The organism is Xanthomonas sp. CFBP 8443, from assembly GCF_025666195.1.
GTDB lineage: Bacteria > Pseudomonadota > Gammaproteobacteria > Xanthomonadales > Xanthomonadaceae > Xanthomonas_A.
The window spans coordinates 3,740,922-3,757,459 of the sequence record NZ_CP102592.1; the positions used below are offsets into that span (position 1 = coordinate 3,740,922).

Genomic DNA, 16,538 nt, shown 5'->3' on the forward strand with positions numbered 1-16,538 from the left:
GGCAGCGGAGTGCAGGGATTTTTCACGGTACGTCATGTGCGCTTCCTTCCACCCTGTTCCGATCCGCTCACGCTGGCAGCTTGAAGTCGGCGACCGAGCGCCGCAGGTCCGCTGCCAGTTCCGCCAGGCGCCCGATCGAGTCGGCGGTCTGGCCGGCGCCTTGCGAGGTCTGGCCGGTGATGCGACGGATCACGTCCATCGTCTGGGTGATGTCCGTCGCCGCCGCGGACTGCTGGTGCGCGGCGATGGAGATGTTCTTGATGAGGTTGTTCAAGGCGTTGGAGACGCGCTCGATCTCGGTCAGCGCGGTGCCGGCGTCCTCGGCCAGGCGCGCGCCGGACACCACTTCGGAGGTGGTCTGCTCCATCGAGCTGACCGCTTCGTTGGTATCGGCCTGAATCGTCTGCACCAGGCCTTCGATGCGGCGCGTGGCGCCGGAGGTGCGTTCGGCCAGGCGCTGCACTTCGTCGGCGACCAGCGCGAAACCGCGGCCGGCCTCGCCCGCCGAGGCGGCCTGCACCGCGGCGTTGAGCGCCAGGATGTTGGTCTGCTCGGAAATGTCGTTGATCAGTTCGACGATCGAGCCGATCTCCTGGGTCGATTCGCCCAGGCGCTTGATGCGCTTGGAGGTTTCCTGGATCTGGTCGCGGATCTGGTCCATGCCCTGGATGGTCTCGCGGACCACGCCGGCGCCCTCGGCGGCGATCACCACCGAGCGCTGCGCCACCTCGGCCGACTCGCTGGAGTTGCGCGAGACCTGTTCGATGCTGGCGGCGATTTCGTTGATGCGCTCGGACGCCGAACCGATCTGCTCGGCCTGGTGGCCGGCGGCCTCGGCCAGCTGCAGCGCGGTGGCCTGGGTTTCCTCGGTGGAGATGGCGACCTTGGCCGAGGTGTCGTTGATGGTGGTGACCAGGTGGCGCAGCTCGTCGACCGCGTAGTTGATCGCGTCGGCGATGGCGCCGGTCATGTCCTCGGTGACCGAGGCCTTGACGGTCAGGTCGCCTTCGCCGAGCGAGCTGATTTCGTCGAGCAGGCGCATGATCGCCTGCTGGTTGCGGCTGTTGTATTCGACCTGGGTCTGGTAGCGGATTTCCTGGTCGCGGGTGCGGCTGCGCACCGAGGTCCAGACGAAGCCGATGATCGACAGCAGCGCCAGCAGGCCGGACACCACGCCCAGCCAGAAATTCGGGAACAGGCGGGTGTCGCGCACCGAGCCGAACGCGGAGAACGCGTCGAACAGCTTCTTGCTGTCGTCGAGCATCTTGTCCGAGCCGGCGGTCAGCGCCGCGGCCGAGGACTGCGCGGCGAACAGGCTGCGCGAGCTGGCCAGCAGCGCGTCCAGGTCCTTCTTCATTTCCGCCCACTGCGCCTGCGACTGCTCCAGCGCGCCCAGCGCGGCGGCGTTGCGCACCGGCGCGATGCCCAGTTCCTCGTTGCCGTTGCGCAGGCCTTCGAGCATCTGCCCGAACACCACCGAGTCGCGCGCCAGCGCGTCGCCGGCGCTGGCCGCGCCGCTGCCGCCGGCGCGCATTTCGGTGACGCGGCGGGCCATGGTGCCGGCCACCACCACCTGCTGCAGGGTGTTGTAGATCTGCGCGGCGGGGGCGCCGCCGACGGTCATCGCGCGCACCACCTCGTTGAGCTGCGCCTGCAGCTGCGGCACGCCGCCGACGAAGCGTTCGGCGTTGCCGGCCAGCGCCAGCACCGCCGGCTCGCTGTCCACCACCTGCTGCGCGTTCTTGCCCAGCGGGGTCCAGGTGCGGTTGAGTTCGGCCAGCGGGCCGGCGATGCCGGTCTCGTTGGCATAGCGCGCATTGAGCTCGGCGACCGTGCTCTCCACCCGCGCCTTGGTCTGCTTGAACTGCTTGTAGGTGGCGGCGTTGCCGGACACCGCGTCGCGGCCCTGGTTGGCCAGCTGCTGCGACAGCACCTGCAGGTCGGCCGCGCCGGTGCTGGCGCCGGCCAGGCGATTGCCCTGCCAGGTGGCCACGCCGGTGTTGGCGCCGAACACGATCAGCGACAGTGCCAGCAGGCCCAGCCAGAAACTCGTCCCCATGCTGCCAAGCTTGTTGGCCTTGGGGGCGTCCGCTGCAGTACTCATGATTCGACCTCGATCTTCGATGCGAAGGCAGGCCGCGCGCTCAGGCGGCGGCTTGACGGAATTCGGGTGTACGCGACAGCAGCGACAGCGAGAACACGCCCCAGTCGTTGCTGTCGCCGCGGAACGCGCGGTCGACGAAGTGCGCGTAGCGGCCCTGGGCCAGCTCGCCGGGTTCCACCGCCTGCGACTCGGCGAAGCTGCGCTGGCCGAACAGTTCGTCGATGGTCAGCGCCACGTCGCCGCCGCTCTGGCGCATGATCAGCACGCGCTGGCCTTCCAGCAGCGAGGTGCGCTGGCCTTCCATGAACTGCTTCAAATCGACCACCGGGAACAGGTTGCCGCGCAGGTTGCCCACGCCCAGCAGCCACGGCTGTGCGCCCGGCACCGGGGTGATCGGCGGCATGCGCACGATTTCCACCACCTCGCGGAAATCGGACACCAGATGGCGGTTGCCGACGCGGAAGCCGACCCCGCGCCAGATGTTCTCGTCGAACTCGCGCTCGGGCATCTGCACCGCGTGCGCCAGGCTGCGCCGCTCGTAGGCCTCGAGGATGTCGAAGGGCGAACGCACGTCAGCCGACCAATTGGTTGATGCGGGCGATCAGGTCGTCTTCGCGCGGCGGCTTGACGATGTAGTCGGTGGCGCCCTGGCGCATGCCCCAGACCTTGTCGGTCTCCATGCTCTTGGTGCTGATGATCAGCACCGGGATGTGCCGGGTGGCCTCGTCGCGCGACAGCGCGCGGGTGGCCTGGAAGCCGCTCATCCCCGGCAGCACCACGTCCATCAGCACCAGGCTGGGCGCCTGCTCGCGGACGATCTTCAGCCCGTCCTCGGCGTTGTCGGTGGCGAGCACCTCGTGCCCGGCCTTTTCCAGCCATTGCGTAAACACCGCCCGGTCGGTCGGTGAGTCCTCGATCAACAAGATTCGAGCCATGGTGCCTTTCCCCCTGGTCAGGCGTTGACGTACGTACGGATCGCGCCCAGCAGTTCTTCGCGTGTGAAGGGTTTGGTGAGGTACTGCTCGGAACCGACGATGCGCCCGCGCGCCTTGTCGAACAGGCCGTCCTTGGAGGACAGCATGATCACCGGCGTCGCCTTGAACAGCTGGTTGCCCTTGATCAGCGCGCAGGTCTGATAGCCGTCCAGCCGCGGCATCATGATGTCCACGAAGATGATCTGCGGCTGCTGATCGGCGATCTTGGCCAAGGCCTCGAACCCATCGGTGGCGGTGACCACCTCGCACCCCTCGCGCTTCAACAGCGTTTCGGCGGTACGGCGGATCGTCTTCGAGTCATCGATCACCATGACTCTCAGTCCTGCGAGTTCCCCACCCGCAGTCGTGTTTTCACTCATTCACTTGCCCCCCAGGCGCGCGACGCTTCATCGGATCCGACGTCGCTGCGAAACGACATGTATCCCAAGACCCGCTCAGACTGTCAAGGCCGTCGCCACGGCGCTGCGTTGGACCACTTTCCGGAGCCAACTATGTCACAGTTTGGCTGCCGCCGCAGGGTGCTGCGCGGCCCGGCGGCGGTGACCTTGCGCGCGCCCGGCGCCGACCCGCTACCATCTTCTCGCTCAGTCCCCCAGGTGCCGCCATGTCGTTCGATGTCATCGTGGTGATGGATCCCATCGCCAGCATCAAGATTGCCAAAGACACTACCTTCGCGATGTTGCTGGAAGCGCAGCGCCGCGGCCACCGGCTGCACTACGTGCGCCCCGGCGGGCTGTCGCTGCGCGAGGGCCGCGCGCTGGCGCAGGCCGCGCCGCTGCAGGTGCGCGACGACAAGGCCGGCTGGTTCGAGCTGGGCGCGTTCGCCGAGCTGGCGTTCGGCACCGGCCAGGTGGTGCTGATGCGCAAGGACCCGCCGTTCGACTCGGAATTCCTGTACGACACCCATGTGCTGAGCGTGGCACAGCGCGCCGGCGCCCAGGTCATCAACGACCCGCAGGGCCTGCGCGACTTCAACGAGAAGCTGGCCGCGCTGCTGTTCCCGCAATGCTGCCCGCCGACCCTGGTCAGCCGCGACGCGGCGGCGCTGAAGGCGTTCGTGCTCGAGCACGGCCAGGCGGTGCTGAAGCCGCTGGACGGGATGGGCGGGCGTTCGATCTTCCGCAGCGGCACCGGCGACCCCAACCTCAACGTGATCCTGGAGACGCTGACCGACGGCGGCCGCAAGCTGGCCCTGGCGCAGCGCTTCATTCCCGACATCAGCGCCGGCGACAAGCGCATCCTGCTGGTCGACGGGGTGCCGGTGGACTACTGCCTGGCGCGGATCCCGCAGGGCGACGAGTTCCGCGGCAACCTGGCCGCCGGCGGCCGCGGCGAAGGCCGCCCGCTGAGCGAGCGCGACCGCTGGATCGCCGGCCAGGTCGGCCCGGAGATGCAGCGCCGCGGCATGCGCTTCGTCGGCCTGGACGTGATCGGCGACTACCTGACCGAGGTCAACGTCACCAGCCCCACCTGCGTGCGCGAACTGGACGCGCAGTACGGGCTGAACATCGCCGGGCTGCTGTTCGACGCGATCGAGGCCTACCCGGCGCGATGAGCGCGGCCGCCGCGACGCCCGCGCCGCGCATCGGCGAGCGCGAACGGCTCAGCGCCACGCTGGTGCTGTCGTTGATCGTGCACGGCCTGCTGATCCTGGGGGTCGGCTTCGCGATCGACGACGACGCGCCGCTGGTGCCGACCCTGGACGTGATCTTCAGCCAGACCAGCACCCCACTGACGCCCAAGCAGGCCGACTTCCTGGCCCAGGCCAACCAGCAGGGCGGCGGCGACCACGACACCCCCCAACGCCCGCGCGACAGCCAGCCCGGGGTGGTGCCGCAGCAGCACGACGGCCTGGCGCCGCAGGCGCTGCGCGCGCAGACCGCGGCGGCGGCGCCGGAGCCGACCCCGCGCGTGGTCAGCAGCGCGCGTGGCGAACAGCCGCTGCCGGCGCCGCAGACCCAGCCGCGCACCGACGCCCCGACCCAGCCGGTGGACGCGCAACGCGAGCAGCGCGACGCGGAGATGGCGCGCCTGGCCGCCGAGGTGCACCTGCGCTCGGAGCAGTACGCCAAGCGCCCGAACCGCAAGTTCGTGTCCGCCAGCACCCGCGAGTACGCCTATGCCAACTACCTGCGCGCCTGGGTCGACCGTGCCGAGCGCGTCGGCAACCTCAACTATCCCGACGAAGCGCGACGGCAGCGGCTGGGCGGCCAGGTGGTGATCAGCGTCGGGGTCCGCCGCGACGGCAGCATCGAGAGCAGCCGCGTGCTGCGCTCCAGCGGCGTGCCGATGCTCGATGCCGCGGCGCTGCGGGTGGTGCAGCTGGCGCAACCGTTCCCACCGCTGCCGCACACCGAAGACAACATCGACATCCTGCAGGTGACCCGCACCTGGGTGTTCCTGCCCGGCGGCACGCTGCGCGACGATCGTTGAGCGCGCGCTTCGCATCGGACGCGCACGCGCCGAGACTGCGACAAGCCCCTCTCCCACCGGGAGAGGGGTTGGGGTGAGGGTACGGCCGCCACGGACCGCCTGGCGGCACCGAACATTTCCAGGCTTCGCCCGTACCCTCATCCGCCCCTTCGGGGCACCTTCTCCCGACGGGAGAAGGAACAGATCGAGCCCCTCTCCCGCCAGGAGAGGGGTTGGGGTGAGGGTACGTCGGCACCGATCGCCTGACGCAACCGAACTTCCCAGCCTTCCCCCGTACCCTCATCCGCCCCTTCGGGGCACCTTCTCCCGACGGGAGAAGGACAAGTCGAGCCCCTCTCCCACCGGGAGAGGGGTTGGGGTGAGGGTACGTCGGCACCGACCACCTGATGCAACCGAACTTCCCAAGGCTTCGCCCGTACCCTCATCCGCCCCTTCGGGGCACCTTCTCCCGACGGGAGAAGGACAAGTCGAGCCCCTCTCCCACCGGGAGAGGGGTTGGGGTGAGGGTACGTCGGCACCGATCGCCTGATGCAAGCGAACTTCCAAGGCTTCGCCCGTACCCTCATCCGCCCCTGCGGGGCACCTTCTCCCGCAGGGAGAAGGGACGATCGAGCCCCTCTCCCGCTGGGAGAGGGGTTGGGGTGAGGGTAGGTCGGCACCGACCACCTGATGCAACCGAACTTCCCAAGGCTCCGCCCGTACCCTCATCCGCCCCTGCGGGGCACCTTCTCCCGCAGGGAGAAGGGAGACGCAGGGCGCGCCGTGTGTCGGCAGGCGCCACAGCAACGGCAGAGATAACGATTGGTGCCGCCGACATAACCACGCGGCATTTCTGAATAGGCATCGCATTAAGGTTAATGGGGGCGGGAACGTTACCGCGCGCACCGCATCACCCAAGGATGAGTGGACCGGAGGCCGGCGTGGGTGCGTCCCCGCCCCCACCACCCGAGCCGCCTCCTCCATGAAAAAGCTTTCCCTTCTCCGCAGGCCCGCCCTGCTCGCGCTGGCGCTGGGCGCTGCCCTCGCCGCGCCGCCCGCCCTGGCCCAGTCCACCACCGGCGCCGTCGCCGGGCAGGCGCCGGCCAACGCGCAACGCGTGCAGGTGCGCAGCGACAGCGGCCTCAGCCGCGAAGTCGCGGTCGATGCGCGCGGCCGCTACAGCATCGGCCAGTTGCCGCTGGGCACCTACACCATCGTCGCCAAGGGCGCCGACGACGCCGTGCTCGGCAGCCGCGAAGGCGTGGGCCTGACCGTCGGCGCGGTCACCGATGTCTCCTTCGCCGCGGTCACCAGCCTGACCGGGGTCAACGTCAGCGCCGACCGCGCCGCCGCGGCGATCGACGTCAGCAGCGTCGACTCGCGCACCGTGATCAATGCCGAACAGCTGCAGCGGCTGCCGCTGGGGCGCTCGGCCGAGGCGATCGCGCAGCTGGCGCCCGGCGTGTCCGGCAACAGCGGCAGCGGCACCTACATCGGCCCGACCGGCGCGCAGCTGCTCAGCTTCGGCGGCTCGTCGGCCGCCGAGAACGCCTATTACATCAACGGCTTCAACACCACCGACCCGCTGCGCGGACTGGGCGGGCTGACCCTGCCCTACGGCAGCATCGACCAGTTGGAGGTCTACACCGGCGGCTACAGCGCCAAGTACGGCCGCTCCGACGGCGGCGTGATCAACGCGGTCGGCAAGCGCGGCAGCAACGAATGGCATTTCGGCGGCCAGGCGACCTGGGAACCGGACGGCCTGCGCACTTCGCAGAAGGACGTCTACGCGCCCGGCGACGGCACCCTGTACCGGCCGGACAGCAAGAGCAGCGCCACGCTCAGCACGCAGAGCGTGTATGCGGGCGGCCCGCTGATCCAGGACAAGCTGTTCTTCTTCGGTTCCTACGAACTGCAACGCCAGGACGGCGACAGGTTCTACGGTTCCCGGGAGAACAACACCGGCTACTACGACTACGACTACCGGCGCCCGAGCTGGTACGCCAAGCTCGACTGGAACATCAGCGACAACCAGTTGCTGGAGATCACCGGCGCCTCCAGCCGCTACATCACCCGCGGCAGCTACTACGACTACAGCGGCTACGACATCGGCGCGCGCCGCGGCAGCGCCGACACCACCAAGACCGGCGGCGACCTGTGGACCGCCAAGTACACCGGCTATCTCACCGACCGCCTGACCTTCAGCGCCCAGTACGGCAAGCAGCGCACCGACGACTACGTCGGCAACCCCAACTACAGCGGCGCGCTGACCTACGTCGACGACGCCGCGTTCCAGAACCCGGCCTACACCGGCGGCACCCCGATCACCAACGCACAGACCACCGCGCTGCTGGTCGATCCGGACCGCGGCAACCGCACCGACAACCTGCGCCTGGACCTGAATTACGTCATCGGCGAACACAGCATCACCATCGGCATCGACAACCAGAACGCGCGCGCGCTCAACCGCGGCTCGGTGGCATCGGCCGATGGCTACCAGTGGATCTACGGCCAGTCCAACCCGAACGTGCCGATCAACACCGGCCTCGGCGTGCCGGCCACCGGCGGCTACGCCAACGGCGAGGACGGCTACTACGTGCGCCAATACGTCTATAGCGCCCTGGCCTCGGTGCGCGCGGTGCAGCGTGCGCAGTACATCGAGGACAACTGGCAGGTGAGCGAGCGCTTCCTGCTCAGCCTTGGCCTGCGCCTGGACCAGTTCACCAACTACAACCGCGATGGCGACGCCTACATCAAGCAGACCAGCGGGCAGTGGGCGCCGCGCCTGGGCTTCAGCTGGGACGTCGACGGCGACGCGCGCTTCAAGGTGTACGGCAACGCCGGCCGCTACTACCTGGCGCTGCCGCTAAATCCGGCATTCAATGCCGCCGGCGCGACCCTGGCGACCTCGACCTACTACACCTACGGCGGCATCGACGGCAACGGCTACCCGACCGACCTGACCCAGATCTCCGACGCGGTCTCCTCCAACAACAACTACGGCATCCTGCCCGATCCGAAGACCGTGGCCACGCAGGGCATCAAGCCCTCGTTCCAGGACGAGTTCATCCTCGGCTTCACCAAGGCCTGGGGCGACGACTGGGTCTACGGCGCCAAGGCCACCTACCGCGTGCTGCGCAGCGGCGTGGACGACTACTGCGACAGCGACACCGTGTTCGCCGCCGCGGCGGCGCAAGGGCACGCGGTGACCCTGGCCAGCAACCCGGTCAGCTGCTGGCTGATCAATCCGGGCAAGTCCAACACCTTCACCCTGGTCGACACCTCGGGCAACTACGTCAGCGTGCCGCTGAGCAATGCCGAACTCGGCTTTCCCAAGTTCAAGCGCAACTACTACGGGCTCAACCTGTCGCTGGAGCACCCGTTCGACCAGCGCTGGTACGGCCGCGTCGACTACACCTGGTCGCGCAGCTACGGCACCACCGAGGGCCAGCTGCTGTCGGGCATCGGCCAGACCGCCGTCTCCACCACCCAGGCCTGGGACTACGCGCAGCTGATGGAACATACCAACGGCCCGCAGAGCAACGACCACACCCACCAGTTCAAGTTCTACGGCTACTACCAGTTCACGCCCGAATGGCTGGTGTCGGCCAACCTCAAGCTGATGTCCGGCACGCCGTTCAGTGCGCTCGGCTCGTACGGCGCCGACCAGAGCGATCCGTCCGGCTACGGCATCGCCTACCACTATTACCAGGGCGAAGCGGCGCCTCCGGGCAGCCAGGGCCGGCTGCCGTGGCTGAAGCAGCTCGATCTGGGCGTGTCGTGGCGGCCGGCGTATGCGGACCACAAGCTGGCCTTCAACCTGGACGTGTTCAACGCCTTCAACGGCCAGGCCACGCTGTGGAAGTATCCGTATTCGGAAACGGACCCGGGCAACAGCGATCCGGTATATGGCGCGGCATTGCTGCGCCAGGCGCCGCGCTCGCTGCGGTTGAGCGTCAGCTACGACTACTGACCGCGCTGGCGGTGTGCGGGGGCGCCGGCCAGGGACGGCCGGCTTCCCTGCCCGCTGTTATTCCGCGACGCTGGCCTGGTGCAGGCGATCGGCCAGCGCGACGATCTCCGCCGCATCCTGCACGCGCGCGCGCCAGGCGGCGGGGATCCTGTCGATGCCGTAGAAGGCGCCGGCCAGCTGCCCGCAGATCGCCGCGGTGGTATCGGCGTCGTCGCCGAGATTGGCTGCGCGCAAGACCGCATCGGCGAAACTGTCGGTCGTCGCGAAACACCACAGCGCCGCCGACAGGGCGTCGACCACATAACCAGTGCCGCGGATGTGCGCCGCCGGCACCGTAGCGTGGTCGCGCACCGCCAGTGCGCGCAGCGCCGGCGTCTCCAACGCCACATCCTGCGCGTGCAGCACCTGCGTCCGATTGCCGCCAACAAGCGCGGCGCGCAACTGCAAGGCAAACAGCCGGCACGCATCCAGCGCCTCGGCGGCGGCATGCGTGGTGCGCGAACTGTCCGCCGCGCGTTCGGCCAGCACTTCGGGGCGATGCGCGTAGTACATCGCCACCGGCGCCAGCCGCATCAGCGAGCCGTTGCCGGCCGAGCGCGGATCGTCGCTGCCGCTGAAGGCCCCTTCCCCTTCCAGGTAGCGCTCCAGCGCCTGGCGCACGGTGTTGCCGATGTCGAAGCAGGCGCCGGTGCTGCTGAGGTAGCCATGGCGGTACCAGTTGCAATAGCGGTTCATCTGGTCCGCGGAGTCGAAGCCTTCGCGGTACAGCAGGCTGTGCGCCAGGCACAGCGCCATCGAGGTGTCGTCGGTCCACTGCCCCGGCTGCAGATCGAACGGACCGCCGCCGATCATGTCGTCGATCGGGGCGAAGCTGCCGGGCGCCTTGAATTCCAGCGTCGTCCCCAGCGCATCGCCAACGGCCAGGCCCAGCAGGCAGCCGCGGAAACGTGCGCGCTCGTCTTCGGCCGTGCTCATCGCGCGGCGCGCTGCGCCTGCTGCTCGGCCAGGGTCAGCGCGACGTTGTCGCGCAGGTAGGCCGGTTCGGCGCGTTCCGGGGCGATCGCTTCGCCGCGCGCATAGGCGGCCAGCGCCAGGGTCAGCACGTCGGCGGCATGCGGCAGCGCCTGCGCATCGACGCTGCGCAGCTGCGCGCCCAGGCGCCGCTGCAACGCACCGTCGATCGCCGCCAGCCCGGTGCCGACGCCATGCCAGTGCGCGTCCGCATCGGGCAGCACGAACGCGTCCGGCACCAGCACCTGCTCCGGCGTCAGCGCGTGCAGGCCGTCGGCGTCGCGCACGAAGGTCGCCGCATAGATTTCGCCCATGCGCGCATCGATCGCGGCCAGCACGCGCGGTGCGTCGGCCGGCGCGCGCAAGGCCAGCGCGTGCAAGGTGGACACCGGCAGCACCGGCAGGTCCAGCGCCAGCGCGATGCCCTGCGCCAGCGCGATCGCCAAGCGCACGCCGGTGAACGCGCCAGGGCCGCGGCCGAAGGCGATCGCATCGAGCTGGCCGCGGGCGATACCGGCCTCGGCCAGCAACTGCTCGGCCCACGGCAGCGCCAGCTCGGCATGCCGGCGCGGCGCGAGTTCGAAGCGCTCGAGCACCGCGCCATCGACGTGCACGGCGACGGACAGGGCTTCTGTGGCGGTTTCGAAGGCGAGGATGTTCATTGCGGGCCGGGACTGGGGACTCGGGACTGGGGACCCGGAAAGGCGGAAAGCCTAGCATCCATCGCCTCATCGGCACCTGGACGAGCGCACATCCGGAGGCTCCCAGACCGAAGGCCGTGGCGGCGAGCGAACATCAGCGCGCCTCCGCTTCTTCGAGTCCCGAGTCCCCGGTCCCGAGTCCCGACGCTTCGAGTCCCGAGTCCCCAGTCCCGAGTCCCGAGGCAAAAAACGCCCTCACCTCCTCCACATCGCGGGTCCGCGCGAACGGCGGCAGCGACTCCAGGAAGGTGCGGCCGTAGGACTTGGACAGCAGCCGCGGGTCGCACAGCACCAGCACGCCGCGGTCGGTCTCGCTGCGGATCAGCCGGCCCACGCCCTGCTTCAGCGCGATCACCGCCTGCGGCAGCTGTTCGTCGCGGAACGGGTTGCCGCCGTCGCGGCGGATCGCGTCCAGCCGCGCTTCGAACACCGGATCGTCCGGCGCGGCGAACGGCAGCTTGTCGATCACCACCACGCTCAGCGCATCGCCGACCACGTCCACGCCTTCGCGGAAGCTGGCCGAGCCGAGCAGCACGCCGTTGCCGGACTCGCGGAAGCGTTGCAGCAAGGTCGCACGCGGCGCCTCGCCCTGCACGAACAGCGGCCACGGCCCGTCGCGCAGCGCCTCGGCGGCCTCGCGCAGCGCGCGGTGCGAGGCGAACAGCAGGAAGGCACGGCCCTGGGAGGCCTGCAACACCGGATGCAGCGCGGCGATCAGCGCGGTGCCGAAGCCGCGCGCGTTCGGGTCCGGCAGCGCCGGCAGGTAGCACAGCGCCTGCCGCGCCCAGTCGAACGGACTGGGCTGCAGCAAGGTCATCGGATCGCTCAGCCCCAGGCGGGTGGCGATGTGCTCGAAATCGCCCTTCACCGCCAGCGTCGCCGAGGTGAACACCCAGGCCGCGTGCGATTTCTCGCGATGCATGCGCAGCGGGCCGGACACGTCCAGCGGCGTGCGCTGGCAGCGGAAGCCGCGCGCGCTCAGTTCGTACCACAGCACGTCGTTGGACGGCGGCGCCGGCTCGGCCTCAAAATCCGGGATCGGCGCATCGTCGCCGAGCCAGTGGCCCAGCCGTGCGCGCATCTCCTGCGCGCGCGCGGCGCAGGCATCGAAACCGGGCGAGGCCTCGCGCAGCACCGCCAGGCTCTCCTGCAGCCGCGCCAGTTCCGCCAGCAGCGCGTCGAAGCCGTCGCGCACCTGCGGCTTGGCCAGCAAGCGCCATTGCGTGCCGCGGGTGGGCAGCCCTTCCATCGCCGCGCGCAGTTCGCGCAGGGCCTGTTCCAGCGCCTGCACCGGCGCCTGCAGGCTGGCCAGCGCGCCGGCGACGTGGCGGCTCTCGGCCAGGCAGTCGCGCGCCAGCTCCTGCAGCGGGCGCATGCCGAAGCTCTCGCCGAAGAAGTTCGCCGCCAGTTCCGGCAGCTGGTGCGCCTCGTCGATGACGAAGGCCTGCGCGCCGGGCAAGATCTCGCCGAAACCCTCCTGCTTCAGCGCCAGGTCGGCCAGCAGCAGATGGTGGTTGACCACCACCACATCGGCGGCCTGCGCGCGCTGCCGCGCCTGCACCACGAAGCACTCGCTCCAGAACGGGCATTCGGTGCCGAGGCAGTTGTCCATCGTCGAGGTGACCATCGGCAGCAGCGGCGAATCGTCGGGCAGCGCCTCCAGTTCGGCGATGTCGCCGAAACGGGTGCGCCCGCCCCAGGCGACGATGCGCTGGAACTGCGCGATCTGCTCGCGCGCGGTGAAGCGCGGCTCGCCCTTGGCCTGCTCCAGCCGGTACTTGCACAGATAGTTGGCGCGGCCCTTCAGCAGCGCGCTGTTGAGGCCCACGCCCAGCGCCGCGCGCACCCGCGGCAGGTCGCGGTGGTAGAGCTGGTCCTGCAGCGCGCGGGTGCCGGTGGAGACGATGGTCTTCAATCCCGACAGCAGCGCCGGCACCAGGTACGCGTAGGTCTTGCCGGTGCCGGTCCCGGCCTCGGCCAGCAGCACGTCGCGCTGCTCGAACGCCTCGGCGATGGCCGCGGTCAAGCGCAACTGCGCCGCGCGCGGCACGAACGCATCGAGCTGGCGGGCAAGCGCACCGCCTTCGCTGAGCGCTTCGGTGCTGGCGTGGCTGAGGGACATTGGGGGGCGGGATTGGGGATTCGGGATTGGGGATTCGGCAAAAGCGGCGCGTCGGTTCGCTAACTACGCGTGCGCGCCGAAGATAGAGGGCACCACAGCGATACGGCTCATCCGCAACAACTGGTCAGCCGCGGCTTTTACCGAATCTCCAATCCCGAATCCCCAATCCCGGCTCTCAATCAGTACCGCTTCACACCCGCCACCGTGCAGCGTTCGATCTGCGCATGCGCGGACGCCGCGTTCTCCTTCTGCCCGCGCGCCAGCCGCGATTGCTCGATCGTGGCCCAGTGCCGGCGGCACAGCGGGCCGGTCTGCGAGCCCAGGTCGATGGCGCGCTTGGCGAAGGCCTCGGCCTGCGCGTCGTCCTTCAGCAGCAAGGCCAGCTCGGCGCGGTCCTGCAGCAGCGCCGGGTCTTCCGGCACCAGTTGCAGGGCCTGGTCCAGTGCCGCCGCGGCGCCGGCAAGGTCGCCGGCCGCGCGCTTGCGCTTGGCGCCGTCGCGCAGGTCCTCGACCTGCGGATCGCGCAGCGGTTGCACGCTCAGTTCGGTGTCGTCGACGCCGCCGCTGGCTTCGATCGCGGCGACGCGCTGTGCCGGCGTGGTGGTGTCCACCGGCGGCGGGGGCGGCGGAGGCGGCGCGCTGACGCAGGAGGCCAGCAGCAGGCTGAGGGCGGCGATGGCGGGGGCGTATCGGGTCATGGCAGGCATCCGTGGATCATTGCGCTGGCGGTGTGGACGCCGCGTCGGCGGGCGGCGTTTCCTTCTTCTTGTCCAGGCCGAACCAGCTGCGCCAGCCGCCGCCCTGGCCCTGGCTCTCGCCGTCGGCCGGTTGCGCTTCCTCGGGCAGCACCTGCGGCGGCGCGCATGGCGCGTACGCCGGGGCGAAGCCGACCACGAACGGGAACTGGCGCGCGCCGGGGCAGCCGGGGTCGGTGCTGTTGCTGCCGGCCGGGTCCATCCACTGCCAGTCGATGCCCTTGCCCTGCACCTTCAGCGGCGAACTCGGCAGCCGCGCGAAGATGCCCGACCACACCCGCATCGCGCCGGTGGCGCCGTACAGGCCGGTCTGCTTGTTCTGGTCGTTGCCGATCCAGATCACCGCCAGGTGATCGCCGGTGTAGCCGGCATACCAGCTGTCCACCCCATCGTTGCTGGTGCCGGTCTTGCCCGCAGGGGATAGCTTGCCCAGGCCGTCGCCGAGCAGCTGCCGCGCGGTGCCGTTGCTGACCACCTGCTGCAGCGCCAGCCCGACCAGGTTGGCGGCGACCGAATCGCCTTCCTGCGCCGGCGCCGGCGCCTTGTCGTAACGCTTGAGCAGCTTGCCCTGCGGATCGAGCACGCCGCGCACCGCGTGCAGCGGCTGGATCTCGCCGCCGGAGGCCAGGAACTGGTACAGCTGGGTCATCGCGTACGGGCTCTGGTCGGTCGCGCCCAGGATCAGCGAGGGATTGACCTCGGCCTCGAGCCCGGCCAGCACCTTGACCAGCTGCGCCACCCGCTCCGGCCCGACCTGCATGCCGATCCGCACCGTGGCCTGGTTGTACGAATGCGCCAGCGCATCGACCAGGCGCACCGTGCCGTGGCTGCGGTTGTCCGAATTGCCCGGGGTCCAGCGCTTGCCGCGGCTGAGCTGCACCGTCACCGGCGAATCGTCGACCCAACTGGCCAGCGAATAGCGGTCCGGCTGCGCCAGCGCCAGCAGGTACACGAACGGCTTGAGCAGCGAGCCGACCTGGCGCTGCGCCTCGATCGCGCGGTTGAAGCCGGGCTGCGACACGTCGCGGCTGCCGACCACCGCCAGCACGTCGCCGTTGTGGGTATCGGTCAGCACCAGGCCGGCCTGCAGCGGCGGCCGCTTCTTGTTGGTCTCCAGCGATTTGAGGGTGCGGGTCACCGCGCCTTCGGCATAGGCCTGCGCCGACGGCGACATGCCGGTCAGCACGCTCAGCCCGGCGCCCTGCAGCGCGCTTTCCGGGTAGTCGCGCGCCAGCTGGCGGCGCACCAGGTCCACGTACGCCGGGAAGCGGTTGGCCGCGACCAGCCCCGGATTGGCCGGCACGCCCAGCGGCGCGGCCAGCGCCTGGCGGTAGGTGGGCTCGTCGATCAGTTCGCTCTGGCGCAACTTGCCGAGCACGAAATTGCGCCGGTCCAGCGCGCGCTCGGGATAACGGCGCGGGTCGTAGTAGGACGGTCCCTTGACCAGGCCGATCAGCAGCGCCACCTGTTCCGGCGGCAATGCGTCCAGCTCGCGCCCGAACCAGAATTCCGCGCCCGAGGCCACGCCGTGGATCGCCTGGCTGCCGCGCTGGCCCAGGTACACCTGGTTCAGATAGGCCTCCAGGATGGTGCGCTTGTCGTAGCGCGCCTCCATGATCAGCGCGTACAGGATCTCGTTGAACTTGCGGGTGAGCGTCTGCTCCTTGCCGATGCCGAGCAGGCCGCTGCGCGCCAGCTGCTGGGTCAGGGTGCTGGCGCCCTGCCGGCTCTTGCCGCCGGAGCGCACCATCACCCACGCCGCGCGCACCATGCCGCTGAGGTCGATGCCGTGGTGGTAGTTGAAGTCGCGGTCTTCCACCGCCTGCAGGCCGGTGACCAGCAGCTCGGGCACTTCGTCAACACGCACCAGCCGCCGCTCTTCCTGCTTCTGCCCGTACAAGGTGGCGATGCGCGCCGGATCCAGCCGTGCGGTGGTCAGCGACTTGCGCGTCTGCGCATCGCGCAGCGCCGCCACGCGGCCGCCGGACAGGCTCACTTCCACCCGCTTGGGCGCGACCCGGCCGTCCACGTCGACGTAGCCGCGGCTGGCGATGACGAAGCGGTTGCCGTCCTGCTGATAGCTGCCGGGGCGCTGCGCGCCGGCGTCCTCGCGGTAGCTGGCCGCGTCCAGTTCGGTCTTCAGCGTCTGCGCGTCCATCGCCGTGTCCGGCGCCAGCGCCAGCGGCCGTGCGTAGACCCGGGTCGGAATCTGCCAGCGCAGTTCGCCGAAGCGCTGCGTCACCTGCTTGTTCAGATAGACCGTGTACGGGATCAGGAAGCCCAGGCCCAGCGCGGCTGCGGCCAGCCCCCAGGTGAGCAGGCGCCGGCGCCAGGGCGAGGCGCCGCTGTCGAGATCGTCGGTGTCCTGATCGTCGGTGTCGTTGTCGTCGTAGCGTCGTGGCACGGGGATGCGAGAATGTAAATTCCGGCGAGTCTAGCGCAGGCCAGCAGGCAGCGCGGCGCGG

At 69.8% G+C, this 16,538-nt stretch carries 12 protein-coding genes; 3 read left to right on the forward strand and 9 right to left on the reverse strand.

Going from position 1 to position 16,538, the window contains the following annotated elements; genetic code table 11:
* Nucleotides 1–67: 67 nt before the first annotated feature.
* The 4 genes from NUG20_RS15660 to pilG are packed head-to-tail and all read right to left on the reverse strand — an operon-like array spanning nucleotide 68 to nucleotide 3,458.
* Entirely contained in the window at nucleotides 68–2,104 is a 2,037-nt protein-coding gene (locus NUG20_RS15660; protein WP_263395361.1) for a methyl-accepting chemotaxis protein, read from the reverse strand.
* 40 nt (nucleotides 2,105–2,144) lie between these two features.
* Entirely contained in the window at nucleotides 2,145–2,675 is a 531-nt protein-coding gene (locus NUG20_RS15665; RefSeq protein ID WP_263395362.1) for a chemotaxis protein CheW, read from the reverse strand.
* 1 nt (nucleotide 2,676) lies between these two features.
* Entirely contained in the window at nucleotides 2,677–3,039 is a 363-nt protein-coding gene (locus NUG20_RS15670; RefSeq protein ID WP_263395363.1) for a response regulator, read from the reverse strand.
* Nucleotides 3,040–3,056: 17 nt separating this feature from the next.
* Complete coding sequence (gene pilG, locus NUG20_RS15675; RefSeq protein WP_003472648.1) at nucleotides 3,057–3,458, reverse strand: twitching motility response regulator PilG; 402 nt, start codon at nucleotides 3,456–3,458, stop codon at nucleotides 3,057–3,059.
* A gap of 245 nt (nucleotides 3,459–3,703) precedes the next feature.
* On the opposite strand from pilG, the gene gshB reads away from it, so the two are divergent.
* From gshB to NUG20_RS15690, 3 genes are all read left to right on the forward strand, one after another.
* The gene (gene gshB, locus NUG20_RS15680; RefSeq protein ID WP_263395364.1) at nucleotides 3,704–4,654 is read left to right on the forward strand and encodes a glutathione synthase; all 951 of its coding nucleotides are present in this window, start codon (nucleotides 3,704–3,706) and stop codon (nucleotides 4,652–4,654) included.
* A complete protein-coding gene (locus NUG20_RS15685) occupies nucleotides 4,651–5,532 on the forward strand; it encodes an energy transducer TonB family protein (protein WP_263395365.1) in 882 nt (293 codons plus the stop codon). The genes gshB and NUG20_RS15685 overlap by 4 nt, the downstream gene beginning before the upstream one ends.
* Before the next feature lie 961 nt (nucleotides 5,533–6,493).
* Nucleotides 6,494–9,484 carry a TonB-dependent receptor gene (locus NUG20_RS15690; RefSeq protein WP_263395366.1) on the forward strand — a complete coding sequence of 997 codons (2,991 nt, stop codon included), beginning with the start codon at nucleotides 6,494–6,496 and terminating at the stop codon, nucleotides 9,482–9,484.
* A gap of 57 nt (nucleotides 9,485–9,541) precedes the next feature.
* Here NUG20_RS15690 and NUG20_RS15695 read toward each other — a convergent pair whose 3' ends face one another.
* The 5 genes from NUG20_RS15695 to mrcB all read right to left on the reverse strand — a co-directional run bounded on the left by NUG20_RS15695 (nucleotide 9,542) and on the right by mrcB (nucleotide 16,477).
* Nucleotides 9,542–10,459: an ADP-ribosylglycohydrolase family protein gene (locus tag NUG20_RS15695; RefSeq protein ID WP_263395367.1), complete on the reverse strand. Its 918-nt coding sequence runs from the start codon at nucleotides 10,457–10,459 to the stop codon at nucleotides 9,542–9,544.
* Entirely contained in the window at nucleotides 10,456–11,157 is a 702-nt protein-coding gene (tsaB, locus tag NUG20_RS15700; RefSeq protein ID WP_263395368.1) for a tRNA (adenosine(37)-N6)-threonylcarbamoyltransferase complex dimerization subunit type 1 TsaB, read from the reverse strand. The genes NUG20_RS15695 and tsaB overlap by 4 nt, the downstream gene beginning before the upstream one ends.
* A 133-nt stretch (nucleotides 11,158–11,290) precedes the next feature.
* Nucleotides 11,291–13,318 (reverse strand): DNA repair helicase YoaA, encoded by a 2,028-nt coding sequence (locus tag NUG20_RS15705; protein WP_263395369.1) that lies wholly within the window; start codon nucleotides 13,316–13,318, stop codon nucleotides 11,291–11,293.
* A 179-nt stretch (nucleotides 13,319–13,497) separates the two neighbouring features.
* Nucleotides 13,498–14,016, reverse strand: a complete 519-nt coding sequence (locus NUG20_RS15710) for a tetratricopeptide repeat protein (RefSeq protein WP_263395370.1) — start codon at nucleotides 14,014–14,016, stop codon at nucleotides 13,498–13,500.
* A 16-nt stretch (nucleotides 14,017–14,032) separates the two neighbouring features.
* On the reverse strand, nucleotides 14,033–16,477 hold the full coding sequence (gene mrcB / locus NUG20_RS15715; protein ID WP_263395371.1) for a penicillin-binding protein 1B: 2,445 nt from the start codon (nucleotides 16,475–16,477) through the stop codon (nucleotides 14,033–14,035).
* Nucleotides 16,478–16,538 lie beyond the last annotated feature (61 nt).